Source organism: Vibrio sp. R12-SG2-ISO1, assembly GCF_059834045.1.
This window is the reverse complement of sequence record NZ_JCBDGO010000001.1, coordinates 226,420-246,452: the sequence shown is the minus strand read 5'-3', so window position 1 is coordinate 246,452 and position 20,033 is coordinate 226,420. Positions and strand designations below refer to the sequence as shown.

The following is a 20,033-nucleotide window of genomic DNA, read 5'->3' as shown; positions in this document are numbered from 1 at the left end:
GCTTTTCTCTTGGGTTCAGTGCTAACAAAATAGGCCATGCAAAAACCACTGCCGCTGCGGGGTGCGATAGACCCACAACCAGCGCCCAACCTCACTGCGAGCGATGAAGTAATCCCGAGTGATGCTGTCACCATCCCACCATCCGGTTGCAATGCGTTCGGGTCCTTGAATCAAGGTGACGTTCTCTTCCAGTGGCTGAGCGTTGTCGAGTAACACCAAAGGGCGAAACTTCGGCGTAGCCAGAGAGGTCGGAACGGGGCGCTCTGGCTCGCTCAGCGCCAGTGATTTTTCCGGTCTAGGGTCGGCGGTGAGCGCGATTTTACGTACCTGCTGCGCGCCTAGTTTGGCTTGCAGTAGGCTGATGAGTTCCAGCTCGTTCTGTTGGCCCTGCTTTTTGCCAAATAGGTTAGGGCTGGTGGATTCTAATTCGCCGCCGCGTACTAACTTGAGCGTCAGCCCTTGCACTGGCGCGTCGAGTTTCATCGACTCCAATCTCAGCTGGCACAGCGTCATCCAGCGCGTGGCCAGATAATCACCACTGGCGGAGGTAAAGTGAATCTGCGCCTCTTGTCCTTCCCGTTGATGCAGCGTGAGTGTGAGCTCGTAGGCCACTTGATTGCGCAGCATAAGGAAGGTTTCCAGTTGATTGAGCAGGCGCTGCAAAGGGCGAGTGAGCCACGCAATGGTCTCAATCTCAAACAGCAGTTCCAGATAACGCTGGAAGGACTCGGGCGGATGGTAGAAATCCACCGGATGCTTAAATTGGCCCATCAAGCGCCCAACATAGTTGACCAAATCAATATCAAAGCGGCGGGCAATATCTTGCATTGGCAACGCCAGCAATTGTTCGAGTGTGGTTATCCCGACGCGCGCGAGTTTATCCACTTGCGAGGGAGCGAGTTCGGTCGCGTGCAGAGCAAACGGTAAAAGGGCTTGATGGAGTCTCTCTTGACGCTCTTCAATCATGGCTGTACCCGATTTGGCCAATAGCATGGCGCACAGCGGAGAAAACCCAGTGGCGTAGTGATAGTGAAGGCGCATCGGCGCGTTGCTATCGCTCTCTGCTGTCTCTTTGCCATCCAACGACCAGCGCGTGAGGTGCTGACTGAGCTGCTGCCAATACTTATCCAACCCCTCGTATAAGGTCAGCATATCGGTAACTTTAAGTAGCAAGCCATTGGGGGGATAGAGCGCAATGTCAGAGGTGACGAAATAGAGCCACTGCGCCAGTTCCAGTAACAACTTATGCTCAACATCGGCGTCATAAGGGTGCACTTGCAGAGTCGGGCAAAGCGCACTGGTGCTGCCCAGCCCCATGCCAGGTTGGATCCCTTGAGCATGAGCCGCTGCATTTAACTGCACAACCCGAAAGCGCTGGGGATCGACAATCACCAGCGGCTCACCTTGCGGCGTGTGAAACAGCGCGTCCAGTTGCAAGGATGGAAAATGGAGATACAACCAGAGCGTCATCGTTAGCCTTGCTGCCTCAGTGGAAAGGGGAGTACGTCAGCGCTTGATGGCGAGCGAGCCTGCGTCAGTGCTGGCCAAGTGCGGCTCATATCCAGGACAAAACTGGCGTGTGGCCATCCGCCGCGGCGTTTGGTGATAGTGACCTCTAAGCCCAAAGGGTGTGGGCGCAGGGCAAGGCTTAAGCTCACTGGCAGTGATGCCTGGCTGTGCTGCTCGGATTTGAACAAAAAAGACAAACTATCACCGCGTTCACTGGCGACTTGCAAACGCCGAGCTTGGTGCACTTCTAACTCGCTCGACCATAACAGCACATTGCTGCAAGCGCCGCTTTTTAAACATTGCTCGGCGGCCCACAGCGCCTCTTTGTGCTCGCGCGGGTAGAGGAGCAAAATCTTATTCATATCGAACCCTTCGCGGATGAGCTGCTCGGCACACAGATACCCCGGCGGCTGAATAAAGACCGACAACCGCTCTTGAGTGGTGTTTCTTAGATGGGGAAGCAATAGGCGCAGCTCACCAATCGCAGCGGGCGAGCTCAGTTCCACCACACCTTGCTTCGGGAAGCCGCCGCTGAGCTTTTGATCAAGCAGATCATAGCCAGTGGTGTAGTGGTCTTGCTCTGCTAAGGTTTGATTACCCTGCCAAAGCCATTGTTTTTGCTTAAGATGTTCGATCAGTTCATACATAACTATTTACCTGTACATATATACAGTATAATTGTTTATCAACGATCGACAAGATCCTTGTGGTGTGAGTGAATAAAAAAACGCCTCACACAGAGTGCAAGGCGTTGAGAAGACGGCGTTTATTGGTGATTATTTTTTCGGTTGCGCGTCAATACACTGACCGTTGACGGCGCGACCTTCCGGTGCCATCAAGTAGAGGTACAGGGGCATCAGATCGAGCGGTGTTTTGAGCAAATCGGCATCTTCCGCTGGGTAGGCTTTTGCGCGCATGCCTGTGCGGGTCGCGCCTGGGTTGATGGCATTAACACGAATAGTCGAGTCACTGAGCTCATCCGCCAACACTTGCATCATGCCTTCGGTTGCAAATTTGGACATCGCATACGTGCCCCAGAACGCGCGGCCACTGTGACCCACGGTGGATGAGGTAAAGACAATGCGCGCATCGTCGGATTTACGCAGCAAAGGCAGCAGGGCCTGCGTCATCAAAAAGGGCGCTTTGACGTTGACTTGCATCACGTCGTCATAGGTGTCTTCACCGATTTGATCAAACGGACTGATCACGCCAAGCAAACTGGCGTTGTGCAGCACACCATCAAGACGTCCAAACTGGCTCTCAATCGTATCGGCCATATCCAGATAGTTTTGCTTGCTGGCGCCTTTCATATCCAAGGGAATAATCGCTGGCTGAGGGTAGCCGGCGGCTTCGATTTCGTCGTAGGTGGCTTCGAGTTTTTTGACGGTGCGGCCAAGGAGAATCACCGTTGCGCCATGCTCTGCATAAGAGAGCGCCGCTTGTTTACCAATACCGGCTCCCGCGCCAGTAACCAGAATAACCTTACCTTTCAGGGCATCTGAAGAGACAGCATAATCCACGATGTGCATCCTTATTGTAATCTTCTGCTTTAAGTCTTCGTGACAAGGTGGTTACAATACACCAATTCGCCTAGGAGAGGATATTCACATTGGAATTTTTGTTGGAGTACGGGCTGTTTTTAGCCAAGATTGTGACTGTTGTGGTCGCGATTATTGCGATTTTAGTGATAGCCAAAGCCGCGGGTGGCAAGAGTGGCAGTGCGAAAGGTGAACTGGAGGTGACCAACCTCAGTGAACAGCATAAACACACCGTCGATACCCTTGAACATCATCTGCATGATGATGCGTTTTTGAAAGCGCGCGACAAGGCGGAGAAGAAGAGCCAGAAAGAAGAGACCAAAGCGCGCGAGAAAGCCATTAAACAGGCCAGTAAAGCGGGTGAGTTAGACAGCCAGCGCGAGCCGCACCTTTTTGTGTTGGATTTTAAGGGCAGCATTGATGCGAAAGAGGTGGCTTCGCTCCGTGAAGAGGTGACCGCCATTCTTGCCGTGGCCCGTGAGGGAGACGAAGTTCTGCTGCGTCTTGAATCGGGTGGTGGCATGGTGCACGGCTATGGCTTGGCCTCTTCGCAATTGGATCGCATTAAGCACGCGGGCATTCCACTGACCATCGCGGTCGATAAAGTGGCGGCCAGCGGCGGTTATATGATGGCGTGCATTGCGGACAAAATTGTCTCGGCACCATTTGCGATTGTCGGCTCTATTGGCGTGATTGCCCAGTTGCCAAATTTCAACAAGTTGCTGAAAAAGCATGACATCGACTATGAGCAGCTGACTGCTGGTGAGTACAAACGCACCCTCACCATGTTTGGTGAAAACACCGACAAAGCGCGTGAAAAATTCAAACAAGAGCTTGAAGAGACGCATGATCTCTTTAAAGACTTCATCCGTGAACATCGCCCAGAGTTAGCGTTGGAGAAAGTCGCCACCGGTGAACACTGGTTCGGCACACAAGCGCACAAACTGGGCTTGGTGGATGAAATCAACACTTCTGATGACCTTATCGCCACAGCCTGCAAAGAAAAAACCGTTTTGGCGATCCATTACACACAAAAGAAAAAGCTGTCATCCAAGCTGGCCGGCATTGCCGGAGAAGCCGCCGACAACGTACTCATGAAGCTGATGGATCGCGGACAAAGACCGATTGTGTGATAAAGATAGATGCTTTGGTAACACGACATCGAAAGCCTAACTCCCAAAAGCCCACTTCGGTGGGCTTTTTGCTGTTTGGTATTGGTACGGAGCCAATGTGTACCTCGTTACTGTATGAGGAATAACCGATATTCCTCATAAAATATGCACTTCGCTACACTCGCACGAGCATGCTTATTTGTCTCCGAGGAATTATGAAATTTCGTACCAAACTGATCGTAGCAGGATCAGCGATATGTTTAGTGTCGTTGAGTCTATTATCGACCCTTAACTACCGTGCATTGAGCAAAGAAGTGGAGAGTTCTATCTCAACAATGATTGACCTCTCGATGAAACAGGTAGCCGATAATTTGTCGGAGACCATGAAGGCCAAATATGATTTTGCTGATTACCTATCGGAGTTGACGGCGACCGCACCTCAAGAGAGTGTTCATACTATTTTCAATCAATCGGCACTGAATCATGTCTTTGTTACCGCCGGAGTCGGTTATGAAGATGATGGCCGAATTGTGCACAATGATGCCAGTTGGACGCCACCGAGTGACTGGGATTCTCGCTCCCGCCCTTGGTATGTGGACGCAAAGCGCGTGGGTCAACGAGTGGTGACAGAGCCGTATGTAGATGAAGGCACAGGCGCGGTATTGATCTCTGTGTCACAACCGATTTACCAGAGTGGTCAGCTTGAGGCAGTGAGCTTTTTTGATGTTGACCTTTCTGTGTTGTCAGCCACTGTCAATGAGGCTGACGTGCCACACAGCACGCTATTCATTGTTCATGAAAATGGCACCATCATTGGTCACCCAAACGCGCAATTTAATGGTCAGCCTCTGACCCGTTTCATTGCAAATGGTGCGATTAGCGATGATGTTAAGATCTTGCCTGTTAATGGGCGAGATTACTATGTCACCTACCAGCCAGTGCCTGATACACGCTGGTTTGTCGGCATCCTCGTCGATTTTGAGCAGACACATCTTCCTTTGCAGAACATGAGAACAAGCTCGATGATCATTGCCACTCTCTTGATGTTCCTCAGTTTAGCGGTTTTCTTGGCGATCATCGCTTGGTTAACCCGCCCATTGCGTCAACTGAGTGCAGCGATGGACAACGTTGCAAGTGGCGATGGTGACTTGACCAAGCGTCTTGATACTAATACCGATGAAGAATTTAGCCAGCTAGCGAAAAGCTTCAACAACTTTGTGGCGACGATTCAAGCGCTGATTAAAGACAGCCAACGTACAGCTCACGATGTCACTCATGTGGCGGAATCGACCAACATCGCGGCGAACGATTCACGAATCCTGCTGGACACTCAAGTACAAGAAGTGGAGCAGTTGGCGACTGCGATGAATGAGATGTCGACGACCTGTGCGTTGGTGGCAGAGAACGCACAGAGCGCCGCGCACGCTGCGCAATCGGCGGATCACGCTGCAGAAGAGGGCACCAGCATTGTCTCGCTGACGTCTGATTCTATCCAAACATTGGCTCAGCAGATGGAGCGCGCGTCGAAAAGTGTCCGTGAACTGGAAGCCTCAACTGACAGCATTGAATCTATCGTCAGCGTGATTAATGGCATTGCTGACCAAACCAACCTGCTTGCATTGAACGCGGCGATTGAAGCGGCGCGTGCGGGCGATTCAGGACGCGGTTTTGCGGTAGTAGCGGATGAAGTTCGCACCTTAGCGCAGCGCACGACGGAATCGACCACCGAGATTCGCGCTATGATTGAACGCTTACAAGCGGGCGCGAACACGACGGCTTCGGCGATGACTCAGAGCTACGATCTGGCGATGGAGACGGTGGAGCACGCGCACAGTGCCAATGAATCATTGCATCGCATTAAAGATGCGGTGTCGCAAATCACCGAAATGAATATCCAAATTGCTTCCGCGGCGGAAGAGCAAAGCTTGGTGGCTGAAGAGATCAACGGCAACACGGTGAACATCAAAGATCTGTCGAGCCAAGTAGCAGAACGTACGTTGGAAACGTCTAACTTAGTCGAGCAACAGACGCGCCTTGTCGAAGAGCAATCATCAGCACTCAACAAGTTTATTGTTTAGTCGAAGTGGCCCCAGCTTAATGCTGGGGCTTTTCTTGAGCGGTGAGCGTGCGTTAACTGGCTTTTAGAGTACGTACGAAGGGTACGCCATCGTTATCATGATGAACCGTGGCATCCACATTGTAGATGGACTTCACCAGCTCTGTGGTCAAAATGGCATTGGGCGCGCCGCTGGCGACCAATTGCCCCTGCTTGATGACCAGAAGATGGTCGGCGTATTGCGCCGCCAAATTAAGATCGTGCAGCACCATAATGCTGACAAACTGCTGCTCGCGTGTCTGTTTCACTAAGTGATCAAGCAAGACATGCTGGTGGTGAAGATCCAATGCGCTAACGGGCTCATCAAGTAACATGATCTGCGGGTTGCGCATGATAGCTTGGGCGAACAAAATCATCTGCCGTTGACCGCCACTGAGTGAGCTAACGTTACGATTCGCTAAATGGGCCATGCCAATACTGTTGAGAATGTGCAGCCCTTGCTTGAGTAAATCATCATCAATGCGCAAGCTCAAACTATCGAGCCTGCCCATCAGTACCACTTCTATCACAGTCAAACTCACTTCAAGGTGAATGTCTTGCGGCATGTAGCCAAAGCGAGCACGCCAGCGAGCGAGAGCTTTCGGGTTGAGCGTGGTCTCTTGATGACGAATGGCACCTTGAGAGAGGTCAATATCGCCAAACAGCGCTTTCAAGAGTGTGCTCTTTCCGGCGCCGTTGGGACCCAGTACCGCAGTGACTTGACCGGGATTGAGCTCAAAGCTGATGTTATCTGCCAGCGTGAGATTATCGATATGAATGTGAATATGATCCGCAACCAGCACCATTAACCTCGCTTCGCCAAGATAAGCCAGAAGAAGAAAGGCACGCCAATAATGGCGGTGACTATGCCAATGGGAAATAGCGCGCCTGGCACGATGATTTTAGACAGCACAGAGGCGCCTGAGAGCAAAAATGCCCCAACCAAAAACGACATCGGCAAGAAGAATCGCTGATCTTCACCCACCATGGATTTCGCCATATTGGGGGCGACAATGCCGACAAAACCGATGATCCCAACGAAACTGGTCACGGTTGCGGTGATCACCGCGACGATAAACAGGGTTTTTAATCGCAGCCGTTTGATGTTAACGCCAACGCTTTTTGCCCGCTCTTCCCCAAGGCGCAGCGCGGTGAGTTGCCACGCATCTTTCATCAGCAACACGCCTCCCAATAAGACCACCGCCGCAGTAATGGCTAGGTTATTCCACGTTGCTTTCGACAGGCTACCAAAGAGCCAAAATAGAATTTGCTGACTGAGTTCAGGGGAGGAGACAAACTGCACCAACGAGAGCAGCGATTGAAACAGAAACAGCAGCGCAATTCCGGCAAGAATCAGCTGGCCAGAACTAATATGACGCACCGAGGCGAGAGAGAACAAAAAGCACGCCGACAACATACAACACAAAAACGCGCCAAGTGGCACCGCATAGTTGCTGCTGATCCCCCAAGATCCCATGTACAGAGTGATGGCCGCGCCAAAGCCTGCGGCTGCCGCCATACCTAAGGTGTAGGGGCTTGCCATGGTGTTGTTCAGGAGCGTCTGCATTTCTGCACCACCAACGCCAAGTGCGCCGCCAACGACGATCGCCATCAAAGCGATGGGCAAGCGCAGGTTGGTGACAATGATTTGCGTGGATGCATCGACTTGATACGGCAAGCCAATCCATTCCAATAATGAGTAGAGGACTTTGGATGCATTGAGCATCGAAGGCCCGGTCATGATGTCAAAAACAAACGTCATCACAATCAGACAAGCAAAGGCGACAATGACGCCTACGCGTTGCTTCTCGTTGCGGCGCTGCTGCTTGATTAACTGTTCTAAGGCGACAGATTCCACGTCATCTTACCTGTACAAAAGGGCGTATTCGCATAAATAAAGGTGGTGATATTACCATTAATGATAGTTAGTTGCATTATCATTAATAAAGGGATTAATATGTCGCAAAACAACAAGGAATTGACCCAATGATTAAACAGTTAATGATGTTTGCCGCACTCTGTTTTAGCGGTTTCACTTTTGCCCAAACCACCACAGTAACTGACGTTCTAGGACGTGAGGTGACCTTTGATGCACCGGCGCAACGAGCCGTCGTAGGATTTTACCCTGAAGATTATATGGCAATAGGCACGGAAGCGGCGTATGACCATGTGGTTGGCATGTCTAAATACATTTGGCAAGCACGTTCGGCGAGCTGGGCGAAGTATGTCAAGCACCGCCCCTCTCTTGATGAGATCCCCGAAATCGGACGTGTAGACACCAACACCTTCTCGGTAGAAAAAGTGATCGGCTTGAACCCAGACGTCGTGCTACTGGCGGATTGGCAATTTAAGGCACTTGAATCGGATGTTGAGCGTATGCAAAGTGCTGGAATCGCAGTGGTCGTCGTGGATTACAACGCCCAAACGGTGGATCGCCATGTGCAAAGCACTAAGCTGATTGGTGTCATCACTGGTCAGCAAGCACGTGCACAAACCATTGCTGATGAGTACCAGAAAAACGTAGAGATGATCAGCGAGCGTCTCGCGAAAGCCAACCTGCCTAAGCCGCGTGTCTACACCGAATATGGTGCGGCGGGCGTGAGTGAAACTGGCTACACCTTTGGCAAAAACATGTGGGGTGCAATTGCGACCATGGCGGGCGGTGACAATATCTCCGCTCCATACGTCGAGTGGTGGGGCAAACTCAACCCAGAGCAAATCCTCGCTGCGAATCCAGAAGTGATTGTGATGACAGGCTATGAATCAGGTAGCGCCGATGACTCTATGGTCATGGGGCAAGGTGTGGATGAAGCACTAGCGAAGCAGCGTTTAGCCGGATTTCAGCAGCGTGTCGGTTGGTCAACCCTATCTGCGGTGCAAAACCAGCGTATGTTTGCGGCGTATCACGGTGCATGTCGTACGATTCTTGATGGCGCGATGATCCAGTTTTACGCGAAAATTCTCTACCCATCCCTGTTTAGTGATTTAGACCCTGCTGGTCAATACCAGGCGTTTTATGAAAAATACCTGCCGATTAGCCCAACCGGCACTTTTATGACTGAGTTATAAGAGCTCAGCTGTTAGGCTGGTTACGCTCTTTTGGGCAAGTTGAATAAGCGTGCTGCCCTCAACAAAAGCCGAAGTGAACCGTATGTCGGGTCACTTCGGCTTTTCTGTCATTACTGAGCCTAGAGAGCGTCAATCTTCTTCTTTTCTGACAGAGTCGATTTGTCTGGTATCTCCCGAACTCGTGTCATACTCTTCCTACAAAATTTAAAATTATCCATATTTAACAATTAGTTATGAAACCCACGTTGAACGTGCTCGTTTGACTTTGCTTCCTATATCCATAGTCTTGCCGATCAGTAGATTAGGAAAGACTTATGATGCCACGTTTTCAAACACGATTTCACATGCCGCGCCTGCGCGTGATGGCGCTGTGCGCGCTCTGCCTGCTTGGTTTAGGTACAGGTGAGGTGAATGCGACCAAAACTGCGCCAATAGCGCCGACCAATGAGCCACAAAGGGCGACGTTGGTGTTTGGTATCGTGTCGAAAGAGGGAGCGATGGGTACCCACCACGATGGTATTAATGCGTTTGATGCCATCAATCAAGACTATCTGGTCAACATCGCCAATGCGCTGAAGTTGAAGGTGGAGCTGAAAGGCTACCCGACGGTGCATGCACTGCTGGATGCGATTGAGCGTGATGAAGTGGTCGGGGCGGTGGGCTTTAGCCACACCGAGGAGCGAGCCAAGCGATTTATCTTCTCTAAACCTTTTTTCACTAGCAGTGTGGCGGTGTGGTACGCCGATCGTCACCTCGCCAAACATGCGCCTGAATCTCTTGCTTGGTCATGCATTCGCGGCACTTCCCATTGCGAACAGCTCAAATCGGCGGGCATTGATAACATTCACTATGCCCGCGATCTTGATGATGCCAAGCAAGCGATGGAGTTGGGATTGAGTGATGCGCTTATCTCCAGTTTCGTGGTCTTAAACACCTTTCTTGATGGCCATGACATCGTCAAAGGTACATTGGCGACGCCAGAGTGGGTCAAGAGCGAGAAAGTGCGCTTGATCACCACCGCCAAATATCAAAGCCTTGTCGATCGCGTCAATCAGGTGCTGAATTTAGAAGAGCAGGGAGATAACGTTCGCTCGATAGTCTCCGACAACCCTTATCACTCGGTTGAACTCAAACTGAACGATTTTCAGCGTACCCATAGCGCCGAACAGCTGATCACTTATAGCGCCGCGACCACCGCCTATCCGTTTCTGTTTCGTGGTGAAGACGGCAAGCTTGATGGCTTTTTGCATGATTTCTTCCAACTGCTTCGCTCACGGACAGGACTCGAGTTTACCCATGTAGAGCCTGATCATCTCGATGAAGGGAGCTTGTCAGGCTATAACGCCGATTTGGTTCCTGTGGCGTATACCGATGAAAAACCGATGGCGAAGTGGCAACTGACTGAGCCCTTTTTGTCCCTCAACTATGTTGCCGTGACCCGTGAAGGTGACGTGCCTCAACATCAGGGGCATGACATTGTCGGCGTTTTGACCAGCAGTGAGCACCAAGGATTTGTTCATCTTACCGGGTGGCGCGATCGCCAGATCAAACAATACGACACCCTGAAAACGCTGATTGCAGATTTGAAATCTCAAGCGATTGATTTTGCTTATATCCCTAAAGATATCGCGCACGGTTTGGTGGTACGAAGCGATGTCGGCGGGCTCGAAATCAATGAGCGTGAGCCTCTAAAAGTGCACCTTGCGTTTGCGGTGAAAAACTCCCCGCAGTTGAAGCGATTGCTCGACAGTGTATTTAGCACCATTGACGTTAACGAGATGGCGAAGCTGATGCGAGGCTATCGCCAAATCAACTTCATCTACGGCTATGACGACAAGCAAGTGGTGCAGGTCGCTGGCGCAGTGCTGACATTGGTATTGCTGGCGGCGCTGCTGACCTACTTTATTATCTCTAACCTCAGGCTCAAAGTGGGCTTGGCTGAGGCAAGTGCAAATCAAGAAGAGAACGAAAAAGAGTGGTTGAAGACCATTATTTCAGAGCTCGACAGTTGGGTATTTATTCATGACAGCCGCAACCAGATGGTGCTGAGTAACTGCGAGCACGTTCAACGTGGCGATTGCAACGGGTGCACCGTGGCCAGTCGTAGCGCGCAGTCGCCTTTGGTCGATAATGCGCAAGAAGTGGAGCGGGTATTGGCGGGTGAGCTGATCGCGGATTATCACCAAACTCAAGATTGTCGTCTGTCGGTGGCGCACATTTTCCGCCAACGTAAAATGATCACGTCTCCGAGCTCAAACAATCGCTTTGTGTTGACGGTGCTCAACGACATCACCGAGCACAAAGCGAAAGAAGCCGAGCTTCTCAAAGCGAAGCAACATGCGCAGGAAGCGGTCGTCTCTCGTGAGCGCTTTTTGGCAACCATGAGCCATGAGCTGCGCACTCCCATAGCGGCAGCACAAGGGCTATTGGAGCTGATGCAAACCAAGCCGTTGCATTCTGACGTGTCTGAACTGGTGGAACAAGCCAAACAATCGACCCGTCACCTCAATCAGTTGGTGGATGAAGTGCTCGATTTTTCCAAATTGCACGCCAATCAGTTGCGTGTGAATCCGGTTGAGACCGATCTGCTGCAGGTGGTGGGGGAGACGGTTCGTTCCTTTGAAAGTGCAGCGCAGAGCAAAGGGCTGGAGTGTCGCGTGGCGTTTTTACCCTTTGCCCAGCGTTATGGCGTGATTGATGATGTGCGAGTGGTGCAAATCATCAACAACTTGATGTCTAACGCGATTAAGTTCACCCAGATGGGCTTCATTAAAATTGACGCATCCGCCACTGATCGGGCACTCAACGTGACGGTCTCTGATAGCGGCATCGGAATGACGCGCGCCCAAATAGAAAAGATTTTTCAGCCGTTTACCCAAGCCGACGATGGCGTGACGCGCCAATTTGGCGGCACCGGTTTAGGGCTGAGCATTGTTGATAAGCTGGTGGCCTGCATGGGTGGGTCACTCGATGTTGAAAGCATCGTCAATGTTGGCAGTGTGTTTCGCTTACAGCTGCCACTCAAACCCAGTGCTCGCTTAGATCCGATATTGAGCGATGTGAGCTACAACGAATCAGGTTTACCTGTAGAAATGACACAGTGGTTTCGCGCCTGGGGGCTGAAAGCCTGTGAGGGGCTTGCGGATGTGATGATGCTTGAAAACCATCATCTTCAGATTCGAGGTTTGAGTGATGACGTACATGAGATGCCGAGTCAGCACTATCGCTACCCTCATCTGGTACTTAAAGCCTTGACGGAGCGCACGCGTCAGACATCGACCTCCACGTCAGCAGCTAAGGATGCGCCTGCAAGTCCCGCGCTGAGCGGGCGTGTTTTGGTGGCGGAAGATAACCTCATCAATCAAAACATCATCGCGATGCAACTGGCTGAGTTGGGCGTTGACGCCAAGATAGTCGATAACGGCGAACAAGCGTTGGCTTATCTTGCTCAGCACCAGGATATCGATGTGCTGCTGACTGACTTTCATATGCCCATCATGGACGGTTTTGCCTTGACGCGTCACATTCGTCAAGCCTCGATGCTGAGTGCGTTACCCGTGATTGGTCTCACCGCAGAAGATTCGCGAGTGGCGACGGAGCTTGCCAGCCAAAGCGGCTTGGACCATGTCCTTTGCAAGCCTTATTCAATGGCGCAATTACGCGCTCTGCTTGACTTGTATCTGCCCGCAGAGGCGAACGAAAACCGCGCCATGCCTGCTTGGCTTGCTCAGTTAAGCGAGAGCGAACAAGCCGAATTTGCGGCGCTGTTTGTGCAGTCGATGAATCAAGATTTAAAGGTGCTGCGAGACAGCGATGATATCGATGTGCTTCGTAAGGCGATACACAGCATTAAAGGCGGCTTGGCAGCCGTTGGGCTCACGTCACTGGTGACTCAGTGTCAACACATAGAGCACTCTTCTGCTCACTCATTCTCTCAGGGAGTCGCGTCATTGATTGATAGTCTGACGCAAGAGGTAGCCGCGGTAGACCGCTGGAGAACCCAATCATGACACACACAGTGATGTTATTAGACGACCACCCCTTACAGCTAAAAATGCTGGACAGAGCGCTACGCCAACTCGGGGTGAGTGATATTCACAGTTTTACCTCGGTAGATGCGGCGATGGCGTCACTGAGTCAACGGGATTACCAGTTGATCTTGTGTGATTTGAGCATGCCCGGCCGAGACGGTATCGACATGCTTGAAGCGCTCAATGAGGCCGGTTTTGCTGGACATGTCGCCATTCTCAGTGGGCTAGATCAACCCGTACTCTCTACTGTGAAAGCCATGTGCCAAGGTTACAGTTTTGACCTCATTGCCCAGATCAGTAAGCCTTTTGTGGAGGCCGAATTAAGCGCTCTATTTTCCTACATCAAACCGGCCCCGCGCACATTCGTTCAACGCGCGCTAACGCTAACGGATGCGGAGTTTTTGCTCGCATTGGCTGCGGGGGACATTTGCAATTTTTATCAGCCTCAAGTGGATTTCAATACTGGTGAGGTAGTGGGCGTTGAAGCGCTGGCGAGATGGCAACACCCAGAGCATGGCACGCTCTTCCCCGATACCTTTCTTCCTATGGTGGAGCGATGCCAGTTGTCGAACGAGCTGTTTGATACCGTATTGCTCAACGCGCTCATGGATATGCAGCAGGGTTTGCTGCCCGCCAAAGTCTCCGTGAACGCCGATCAAGCGAATCTGGAGAACCCCAATTTTGCCGATCATGTGCTGACGCTGTGTCGTCAGCACCGAGTGGATCCGCAGCGTCTGACGATAGAAATCACCGAAGAGTACTCGTACCAGAAAAATCGTTCGCTATACAAAAACTTAGCCAAGCTGCGCGTCAATCACATCAATGTCGCGATTGATGATTTTGGCACAGGCTACTCCTCGTTGGAGAACTTGTATGCCTTCCCATTTAACGAAATCAAGATAGACCGCACCTTTGTGCTTGGTCTTGAGAACGACACCAAAAAGCAGCGCATCGTGACGTTTATCAGCCAACTTGCGCAATCTTTCAACATTCATGTTGTGGCAGAAGGGGTGGAGACGAAGCAATCGTGGGATGTATTGCGCAGGTTGAGTGTGCATACCTGCCAAGGCTACTTGGTCAGTAAACCTGTTCCTTTGGCAGAGCTGCCGCTTTGCCAACCTAATTTAGTAGAGAGCTTATTATGAGTAAATGTCGCTGTTTAGTGTTTGATGACCATCCACTGGTGGGAGTGGCGATTCGCGCCACCATCTCAACCTTACCCTTTATTGACAGTGTCTCTGTGGCCAACAACGCCAAGAGTGCGCTCAATACCATTAAGTCAGGGGCGGTGGACTTGCTTATCTTGGACATCAATCTCACCGATGTCGATGGATACGATTTCTACCGCCGCATTAAGTCTCATGGCTATCGCGGTAAGGTCTTGTTCTATTCGGCGGAAGAGAGCGCGCTGTTTAGCGAATTGGCGTTTAAAGCAGGCGCTGACGGTTATGTGTGTAAGTCGGAGCAGCAAGAGATCTTGCGTGATGCAGTAGAAGGGATCTTCAACGGCTATACCTTCTTCAAGTTCAAATCAACTCCGAGCCCTGAGCGCGAGAAAGTGGATCTCTCTAATCGTGAAGCCGTCGTGATGAACCATTTACTGCGCGGAAAAACCAACAAGGAGATCGCGCATATTCTGTCCATCAGCGACAAAACCGTGAGCACCTATAAGAAGCGTCTTTTAGACAAATATGGTGTGGGTAATTTAATGGAGCTCAACAAGGTCGCGGCATTATGATTAGCAAAAAAGTGAGTCGTGTCAGCGTGCTGACGAAGTCTTGCGCGTTGGCATTCATCGCCTATATCTTACTGTTTTTTGCCTACTCCTATGTGCAAGTCAGCACGAAAAAAAACGACTTCAAGCTGCTGACAGAAAGCATCGATACTCAAAAGCAGCGCCTTATTTACACCTCTTTGTTTGTGAATACGGTTTTTCATATTGATGAGGCGGTGTTGGAGGAGACGTACAACAATATCGGTCAATATGGCATTAAGACCTACGTTTACCCACTGACCGGAGAGTTGCACCAGCTAAATCGCGATGAAAAAGTGGTGTTGTCCTCACTGATTTATGCCTTTGGCAATATGAATGCGTTTTTACTCGATGATCGCTCTGCGACCTACTACCAATCGTTTCAAGGGCTGGGAAAGTTCATCTTTTTCAGCGATATGGGGCAAATTGACTTGGGTACACGCGCCATCCACGATCAGCGCTGCGAACGTTTTCGAACCTGTTCTCGATTTTCCACCGCAGAGGCGCTTTCGGATCGCTTAGTAGTATCAAAAATCTACCAGGATATGATCTCAGGCGAACCGACAATAACGCTGTCGAGCCCCGTGTTGCATCGCGATGAAGTGATTGGTGATGTGAGCGTAGATATGTACGCGTTTGGTTCAAAATTTGGTGAAGAAGCGACGTACAGCTCAGGCAGTGTGGGCGAGCTTAATTATGTGCAAATCAGTTACCCGGACTACCCGTTGGCAGAGCTGGGCTTTCGCTCGCACTACGTGATTGATAACAAATCGGTGCTCAGTTTCAATTATCCGGTCAGCAAGTTGTTGCTCGATACGTTACCCGCCTTTTTCTTGCTTTGGTGTGTCTCGCTACTTGGGGTGAATCACTACGCCAAACTGCGTGAGGCGAAAGCCAATATCGCCAAAGTGTACGAAGAGTCACACCGTGATGAGATGACAGGGCTGTATAACCGCAAGGTGTTCAATACTCGCAAGTTTATAGAAAAAACGCACAGTGAAACTCTGGCTATCTTGGCCGTGGATGGCAACAAACTCAAAACCATCAATGACGAATATGGACACCATACCGGCGATGAAGCGATTAAACACATTGCCAACGCGATGAAGCGTGTTTTCCGCGACTCCGACTATCTTGTTCGCTCGGGCGGTGATGAGTTTCTCGCCATTTTGCCAGGGTGTACTCCGCCTCGTGTGTTGGAGCTCAAAGAGAAGTTGCAACAGCAGGTATCGGCTCAGTTGTTAAGACCGATGAACATCGCGGTGACCGTGAGCGTGGGTGTCGCGTTTAAACGGCCAGATGATGAGCTAGACCATGCGCTGATCATGGCGGATGAAAATCTCTATCAAGACAAAGGCAAGCGGGGGTAAGTAAGAGGTGATGCAGCAAATCCAGCCTAACGATCACACGGCGTGGCTAGATGCCTTTGAGCCAAGCACAAGGCCGATGATGGCGCAGTGCTATATCGATGTGATGCAAGAAGACGTCACCGGTTTAACGCAAGCGCTTGAACAGGCGGATGCAGTGGCCGTTCGCGCTTTGCTGCATAAGATCAAGGGCGGCGCGGCGATGGTTGGTCACCACTTATTGGCGAGTGATGCGCATCATTTATTGCAAGCCAGTTCTCTATCGGTGCAGGGTGAGCCGGCGCTTATTCAATTTTCACGAAACCTAAGCCAAAGCATTGAGCATGTCGTGAACTGGCAATCAATGCAGACATCGGAGGATGCAGGGCCATGAATGGGATCAATGTTAGCCAGCTTAAAGTATTGGTCGCGGATGACTCGCGTTTAGTGTGCAACTCTATCTTGTTGATCCTAAGAGAGATTGGCTTTGATAGCAGCAACGTTGTTTGTGCCTATCGGCCAAATGAGGTGATTAATCACTGCAAGCAGATTGCGTTCGACATCGTGATTTGTGATGTGAACTTCAATAGCCAGATCAACGGCTACCAACTGCTCGAAGAGTTGCATCACTTACAACTGCTCAAAAGCGATCTCTTTTTCGCCTTTTTAACCGGTGAAAACCAACCGCAAATCGTGCGTACCATCATTGACTGTAACCCGGATGATTATTGGCTTAAGCCCTTCAATAAGCCCTTTCTCTCTGCGCGTCTTTACAGCGGTCTCAAGCGGAAAAAGGCACTGGCGAGTGTCTATGCCGCTATTTATGACAAGCAATACCAACACGCGCTAGAGGTATGTGATGAGCTGCACCCGTTTCACTCGCAGTATGGGCGTCATCTGGGCCATCTGAAAGCCCAATGCTATGCCCAGTTGGGTCAATATGAGGATGCGGCCCAGCAGTATCGCACGCTGCTCGATGAATATGATTGCGACAGCGTGAAAACCGCATTGAGCAAAGTGCTGATTGAACAAGAAGAGATTGATATGGCGAGGGATGTACTCAGCACCTTGTCGAATCAAGACAATAATCCCTATTATCATGATGGGATGGCGGCGGTGTGTGTACGCAACGACAACATAGAGGGGGCGATAGGGCACCTAAAATTGGCCACCAACCTGCTTGAGGCGGGGACGGAGCGCGAGTTGATTCTCTCCAATCTGTCGCTGGCGATTGCTCATTATGACGACGCGTTTTATTACATTAAGCGCTACAGCGAAAAGAACGAAAATACCTATCGGCAAAGTGAATATATCACGCTCAACACGGTCCGCAGTTTTCTCTATCGAGCCGTTGATGAGGATAAGCCCGCAGTATTTGAAGCTCAGCGCTACCTCATCAATGGTAAGTTGGATGAGCTTGAAAAGTGTCGTCATCTTGATGTGCAAGTGACGTTGCTGCATGTGCACATTCATTGGTTGTCGCAAGATATGCGCAGCGCCGTGTCGCTCATTTCTGAGCTCACCGTTGATAAGCCACTGCATTTCTATGATTATTTTCATTGGCTCTATCTACTGGAGCACCTGTCGCTGTTTAACGACATTCCCGTGCTCTTGCAGCAGGCCAAAATGGCGATTCGAGACGAGCAAATTGCCCATATTAAGAAGAGCCAGCACGTCATGTGGAAAAATTTTGAAAGTCGCTTTAAAGACAAGCAGCGCCAAATTCAGCGAGTGAAAAGCATTATGGCGCAATGGAACGAACGCGACGAAAAAGAAGGCGAGAAATACTTAGAGCAATACGCGACGCTCAAAGCCCTAATGCCGAACTCCTATAAAGTGAGCTTGGCGATCATCAAGCTACTGGCCAATAACCGCATTCGAATTCGCAACTATCGAGAGATATTTAACTTGTTGGCGGATTGCCATCGAGTAGTCCATGCGCAAATGTCGGCACAAGAGCGCAACAACAGCAATTACAAAAAGCTCTATGCGATGGCGAAAGACAATGTGATGGAGTATGCCTAAGCCACCGGAGTGACTTAGACATGATGTTAAGCTTTGATACGAATGATCGGATGATATGGGTTAGAAGCCGCGCATTTGGATACGACGCAGGAACTCCGTCATCAGGCGGTCATAGAGAAGATCGCCGAGGAAAGCGTCTTCAACATGATGGTCAATACTTGGGTTGTCATTGACTTCAATCACGTAGACTTGACCGTCGATCTCTTTCAAGTCGACCCCATATAAACCATGACCAATCAAATTCGCTGCTTTGACCGCCACATCGACGACATTCTTTGGCACTTGCTTAAGATCGAGCGTCTCAAAACTACCAGATGAAACACGACCACTGTTGTGGTGTTGGTAGATTTGCCAGTGACCACGACTCATCATGTATTTACAGGCAAAAATCGCTTGGTGGTTCAAAACACCAATTCGCCAGTCAAAATCGGTCGGCATAAAGGCTTGAGCCAAAATCAATGCGCTTTTCTCAAACAGCGCAGCCGCTTCGCGCTCAAGCTCTTCTTGGTTTTTAACTTTCACCACACCGCGAGAGAAAGCGCCATCTGGAATCTTAAGCACCATCGGAAAGCTCAACTCGCTCAGCAAATCGTTTTGCCAGTCTGGGTCAAAGCGATTCAAAATCACGCTTGCAGGCGCAGGGACTTTGTTGTTTTTCAACAGCTCAGTCAAAAACACCTTGTTGGTACACTTCATGATGGACTCAGAGTCATCCATCACCACTAGGCCAAGCTTTTCGGCAGTCTTGGCAAAGCGGTAGGTGAAGTTGCTGATGTTGGTGGTCGCGCGAATAAACAAGCCATCAAATTCGCCAAGACGCGAAATGTCGTCTTTGCCAATCGTCTCTAGGTTCATCCCCAAGCGATCCGCTGCACGCTTAAAACGCTTCAATGCAGAGGCATCCGATGGCGGCATTTTTTCCTCTTCATCGACCAGCATTGCGAGGTCATAGCGGTATTTTTTCACCTGCTTGGGTTTGCGCCAAACTTTGTCTGAGAATAGCTCAAGCGACTCGATAAAGAAGTTTTCTTCTTGATCTTCTAGCTCTTGGAACGGGAAAGCCGCCACTGACTCGATTTGCCACTGCGTTTGGTGTTTGGTCATCTTGAGCTCGATGATCGGAATCATAAACTGCTCAAAAAGCTGACGGGCAAGTTTTTCAAGCCCTGCTTGTTGCGTACGGCCAAAATAGATCTTGCAAGACAAGGTCGTTAAGTCACTCGGCAGTTTACTCAGCTTGAGGAAATTAGATGACATCAACAGGGGTTGAGAAATATCATTGATAGCAGTGACCGTCGGGATCACTCGGTGACGACGGGCCTCGGCCATCAGCGAACAGTAGTAACCACTGCTCATGTAGCTGTAATCGCGACATAGGTTGACGACTTGAACGTTACGTTGTGTGGTTTGCCAATCTCTGTCGAGGTATTGCGCCACGCTCACCACTTGTTCTGACGGGAAATATTGCTGCCAATCACTGGTTTGGTCGGCGACAATTAATAAGTTTGCCATCTATCTTGTTCCTTAATAATAACGCTATGATGGGTAAACACTA

At 50.4% G+C, this 20,033-nt stretch carries 15 protein-coding genes; 9 read left to right on the top strand and 6 right to left on the bottom strand.

All coding sequences use genetic code 11. The annotated features are described in order from the left end of the window. Window positions 1–21: 21 nt before the first annotated feature. From AC6R10_RS01090 to AC6R10_RS01080, 3 genes are all read right to left on the bottom strand, one after another. Window positions 22–1,470, bottom strand: coding sequence for a Y-family DNA polymerase (locus AC6R10_RS01090; RefSeq protein ID WP_500671237.1), 1,449 nt, complete (start codon window positions 1,468–1,470; stop codon window positions 22–24). 2 nt (window positions 1,471–1,472) lie between these two features. Beyond that, window positions 1,473–2,156 (bottom strand): translesion DNA synthesis-associated protein ImuA, encoded by a 684-nt coding sequence (imuA, locus tag AC6R10_RS01085; protein WP_500633512.1) that lies wholly within the window; start codon window positions 2,154–2,156, stop codon window positions 1,473–1,475. A 129-nt stretch (window positions 2,157–2,285) separates the two neighbouring features. Continuing rightward, complete coding sequence (locus AC6R10_RS01080) at window positions 2,286–3,029, bottom strand: YciK family oxidoreductase (protein ID WP_500625583.1); 744 nt, start codon at window positions 3,027–3,029, stop codon at window positions 2,286–2,288. An 89-nt stretch (window positions 3,030–3,118) separates the two neighbouring features. Here AC6R10_RS01080 and sohB point away from each other — a divergent pair, with 89 nt between their 5' ends. Together sohB and AC6R10_RS01070 are read left to right on the top strand one after the other, a co-directional pair. Continuing rightward, window positions 3,119–4,180, top strand: coding sequence for a protease SohB (gene sohB / locus AC6R10_RS01075; RefSeq protein ID WP_500631665.1), 1,062 nt, complete (start codon window positions 3,119–3,121; stop codon window positions 4,178–4,180). A gap of 194 nt (window positions 4,181–4,374) precedes the next feature. Continuing rightward, complete coding sequence (locus AC6R10_RS01070) at window positions 4,375–6,237, top strand: methyl-accepting chemotaxis protein (protein WP_500671236.1); 1,863 nt, start codon at window positions 4,375–4,377, stop codon at window positions 6,235–6,237. Between the two features lie 52 nt (window positions 6,238–6,289). Here the strand turns inward: AC6R10_RS01070 and AC6R10_RS01065 are convergent, their stop codons facing one another. Next, window positions 6,290–7,060: an ABC transporter ATP-binding protein gene (locus AC6R10_RS01065; RefSeq protein ID WP_500671235.1), complete on the bottom strand. Its 771-nt coding sequence runs from the start codon at window positions 7,058–7,060 to the stop codon at window positions 6,290–6,292. Beyond that, entirely contained in the window at window positions 7,060–8,112 is a 1,053-nt protein-coding gene (locus AC6R10_RS01060; RefSeq protein ID WP_500625586.1) for a FecCD family ABC transporter permease, read from the bottom strand. The genes AC6R10_RS01065 and AC6R10_RS01060 overlap by 1 nt, the downstream gene beginning before the upstream one ends. Before the next feature lie 128 nt (window positions 8,113–8,240). Between AC6R10_RS01060 and AC6R10_RS01055 the strand changes: the two genes are divergently transcribed. The 7 genes from AC6R10_RS01055 (at window position 8,241) to AC6R10_RS01025 (ending at window position 18,478) form a co-directional block, all read left to right on the top strand. Then, window positions 8,241–9,323, top strand: a complete 1,083-nt coding sequence (locus tag AC6R10_RS01055) for an ABC transporter substrate-binding protein (protein ID WP_500671234.1) — start codon at window positions 8,241–8,243, stop codon at window positions 9,321–9,323. 314 nt (window positions 9,324–9,637) lie between these two features. Beyond that, the gene (locus AC6R10_RS01050; protein ID WP_500671233.1) at window positions 9,638–13,333 is read left to right on the top strand and encodes an ATP-binding protein; all 3,696 of its coding nucleotides are present in this window, start codon (window positions 9,638–9,640) and stop codon (window positions 13,331–13,333) included. Next, a complete protein-coding gene (locus AC6R10_RS01045; protein WP_500671232.1) occupies window positions 13,330–14,499 on the top strand; it encodes an EAL domain-containing response regulator in 1,170 nt (389 codons plus the stop codon). The genes AC6R10_RS01050 and AC6R10_RS01045 overlap by 4 nt, the downstream gene beginning before the upstream one ends. Further along, window positions 14,496–15,092 carry a response regulator gene (locus AC6R10_RS01040; RefSeq protein WP_500631658.1) on the top strand — a complete coding sequence of 199 codons (597 nt, stop codon included), beginning with the start codon at window positions 14,496–14,498 and terminating at the stop codon, window positions 15,090–15,092. Before AC6R10_RS01045 ends, AC6R10_RS01040 begins: the two co-directional genes overlap by 4 nt. Continuing rightward, window positions 15,089–16,477 (top strand): sensor domain-containing diguanylate cyclase, encoded by a 1,389-nt coding sequence (locus AC6R10_RS01035; RefSeq protein WP_500671231.1) that lies wholly within the window; start codon window positions 15,089–15,091, stop codon window positions 16,475–16,477. Before AC6R10_RS01040 ends, AC6R10_RS01035 begins: the two co-directional genes overlap by 4 nt. 10 nt (window positions 16,478–16,487) lie before the next feature. Next, window positions 16,488–16,847 carry an Hpt domain-containing protein gene (locus AC6R10_RS01030; RefSeq protein WP_500671230.1) on the top strand — a complete coding sequence of 120 codons (360 nt, stop codon included), beginning with the start codon at window positions 16,488–16,490 and terminating at the stop codon, window positions 16,845–16,847. Further along, window positions 16,844–18,478 carry a response regulator gene (locus AC6R10_RS01025; protein ID WP_500671229.1) on the top strand — a complete coding sequence of 545 codons (1,635 nt, stop codon included), beginning with the start codon at window positions 16,844–16,846 and terminating at the stop codon, window positions 18,476–18,478. The genes AC6R10_RS01030 and AC6R10_RS01025 overlap by 4 nt, the downstream gene beginning before the upstream one ends. 60 nt (window positions 18,479–18,538) lie before the next feature. Here the strand turns inward: AC6R10_RS01025 and AC6R10_RS01020 are convergent, their stop codons facing one another. Continuing rightward, window positions 18,539–19,990, bottom strand: coding sequence for a RimK family ATP-grasp domain-containing protein (locus AC6R10_RS01020; protein ID WP_500671228.1), 1,452 nt, complete (start codon window positions 19,988–19,990; stop codon window positions 18,539–18,541). Window positions 19,991–20,033: the final 43 nt, after the last annotated feature.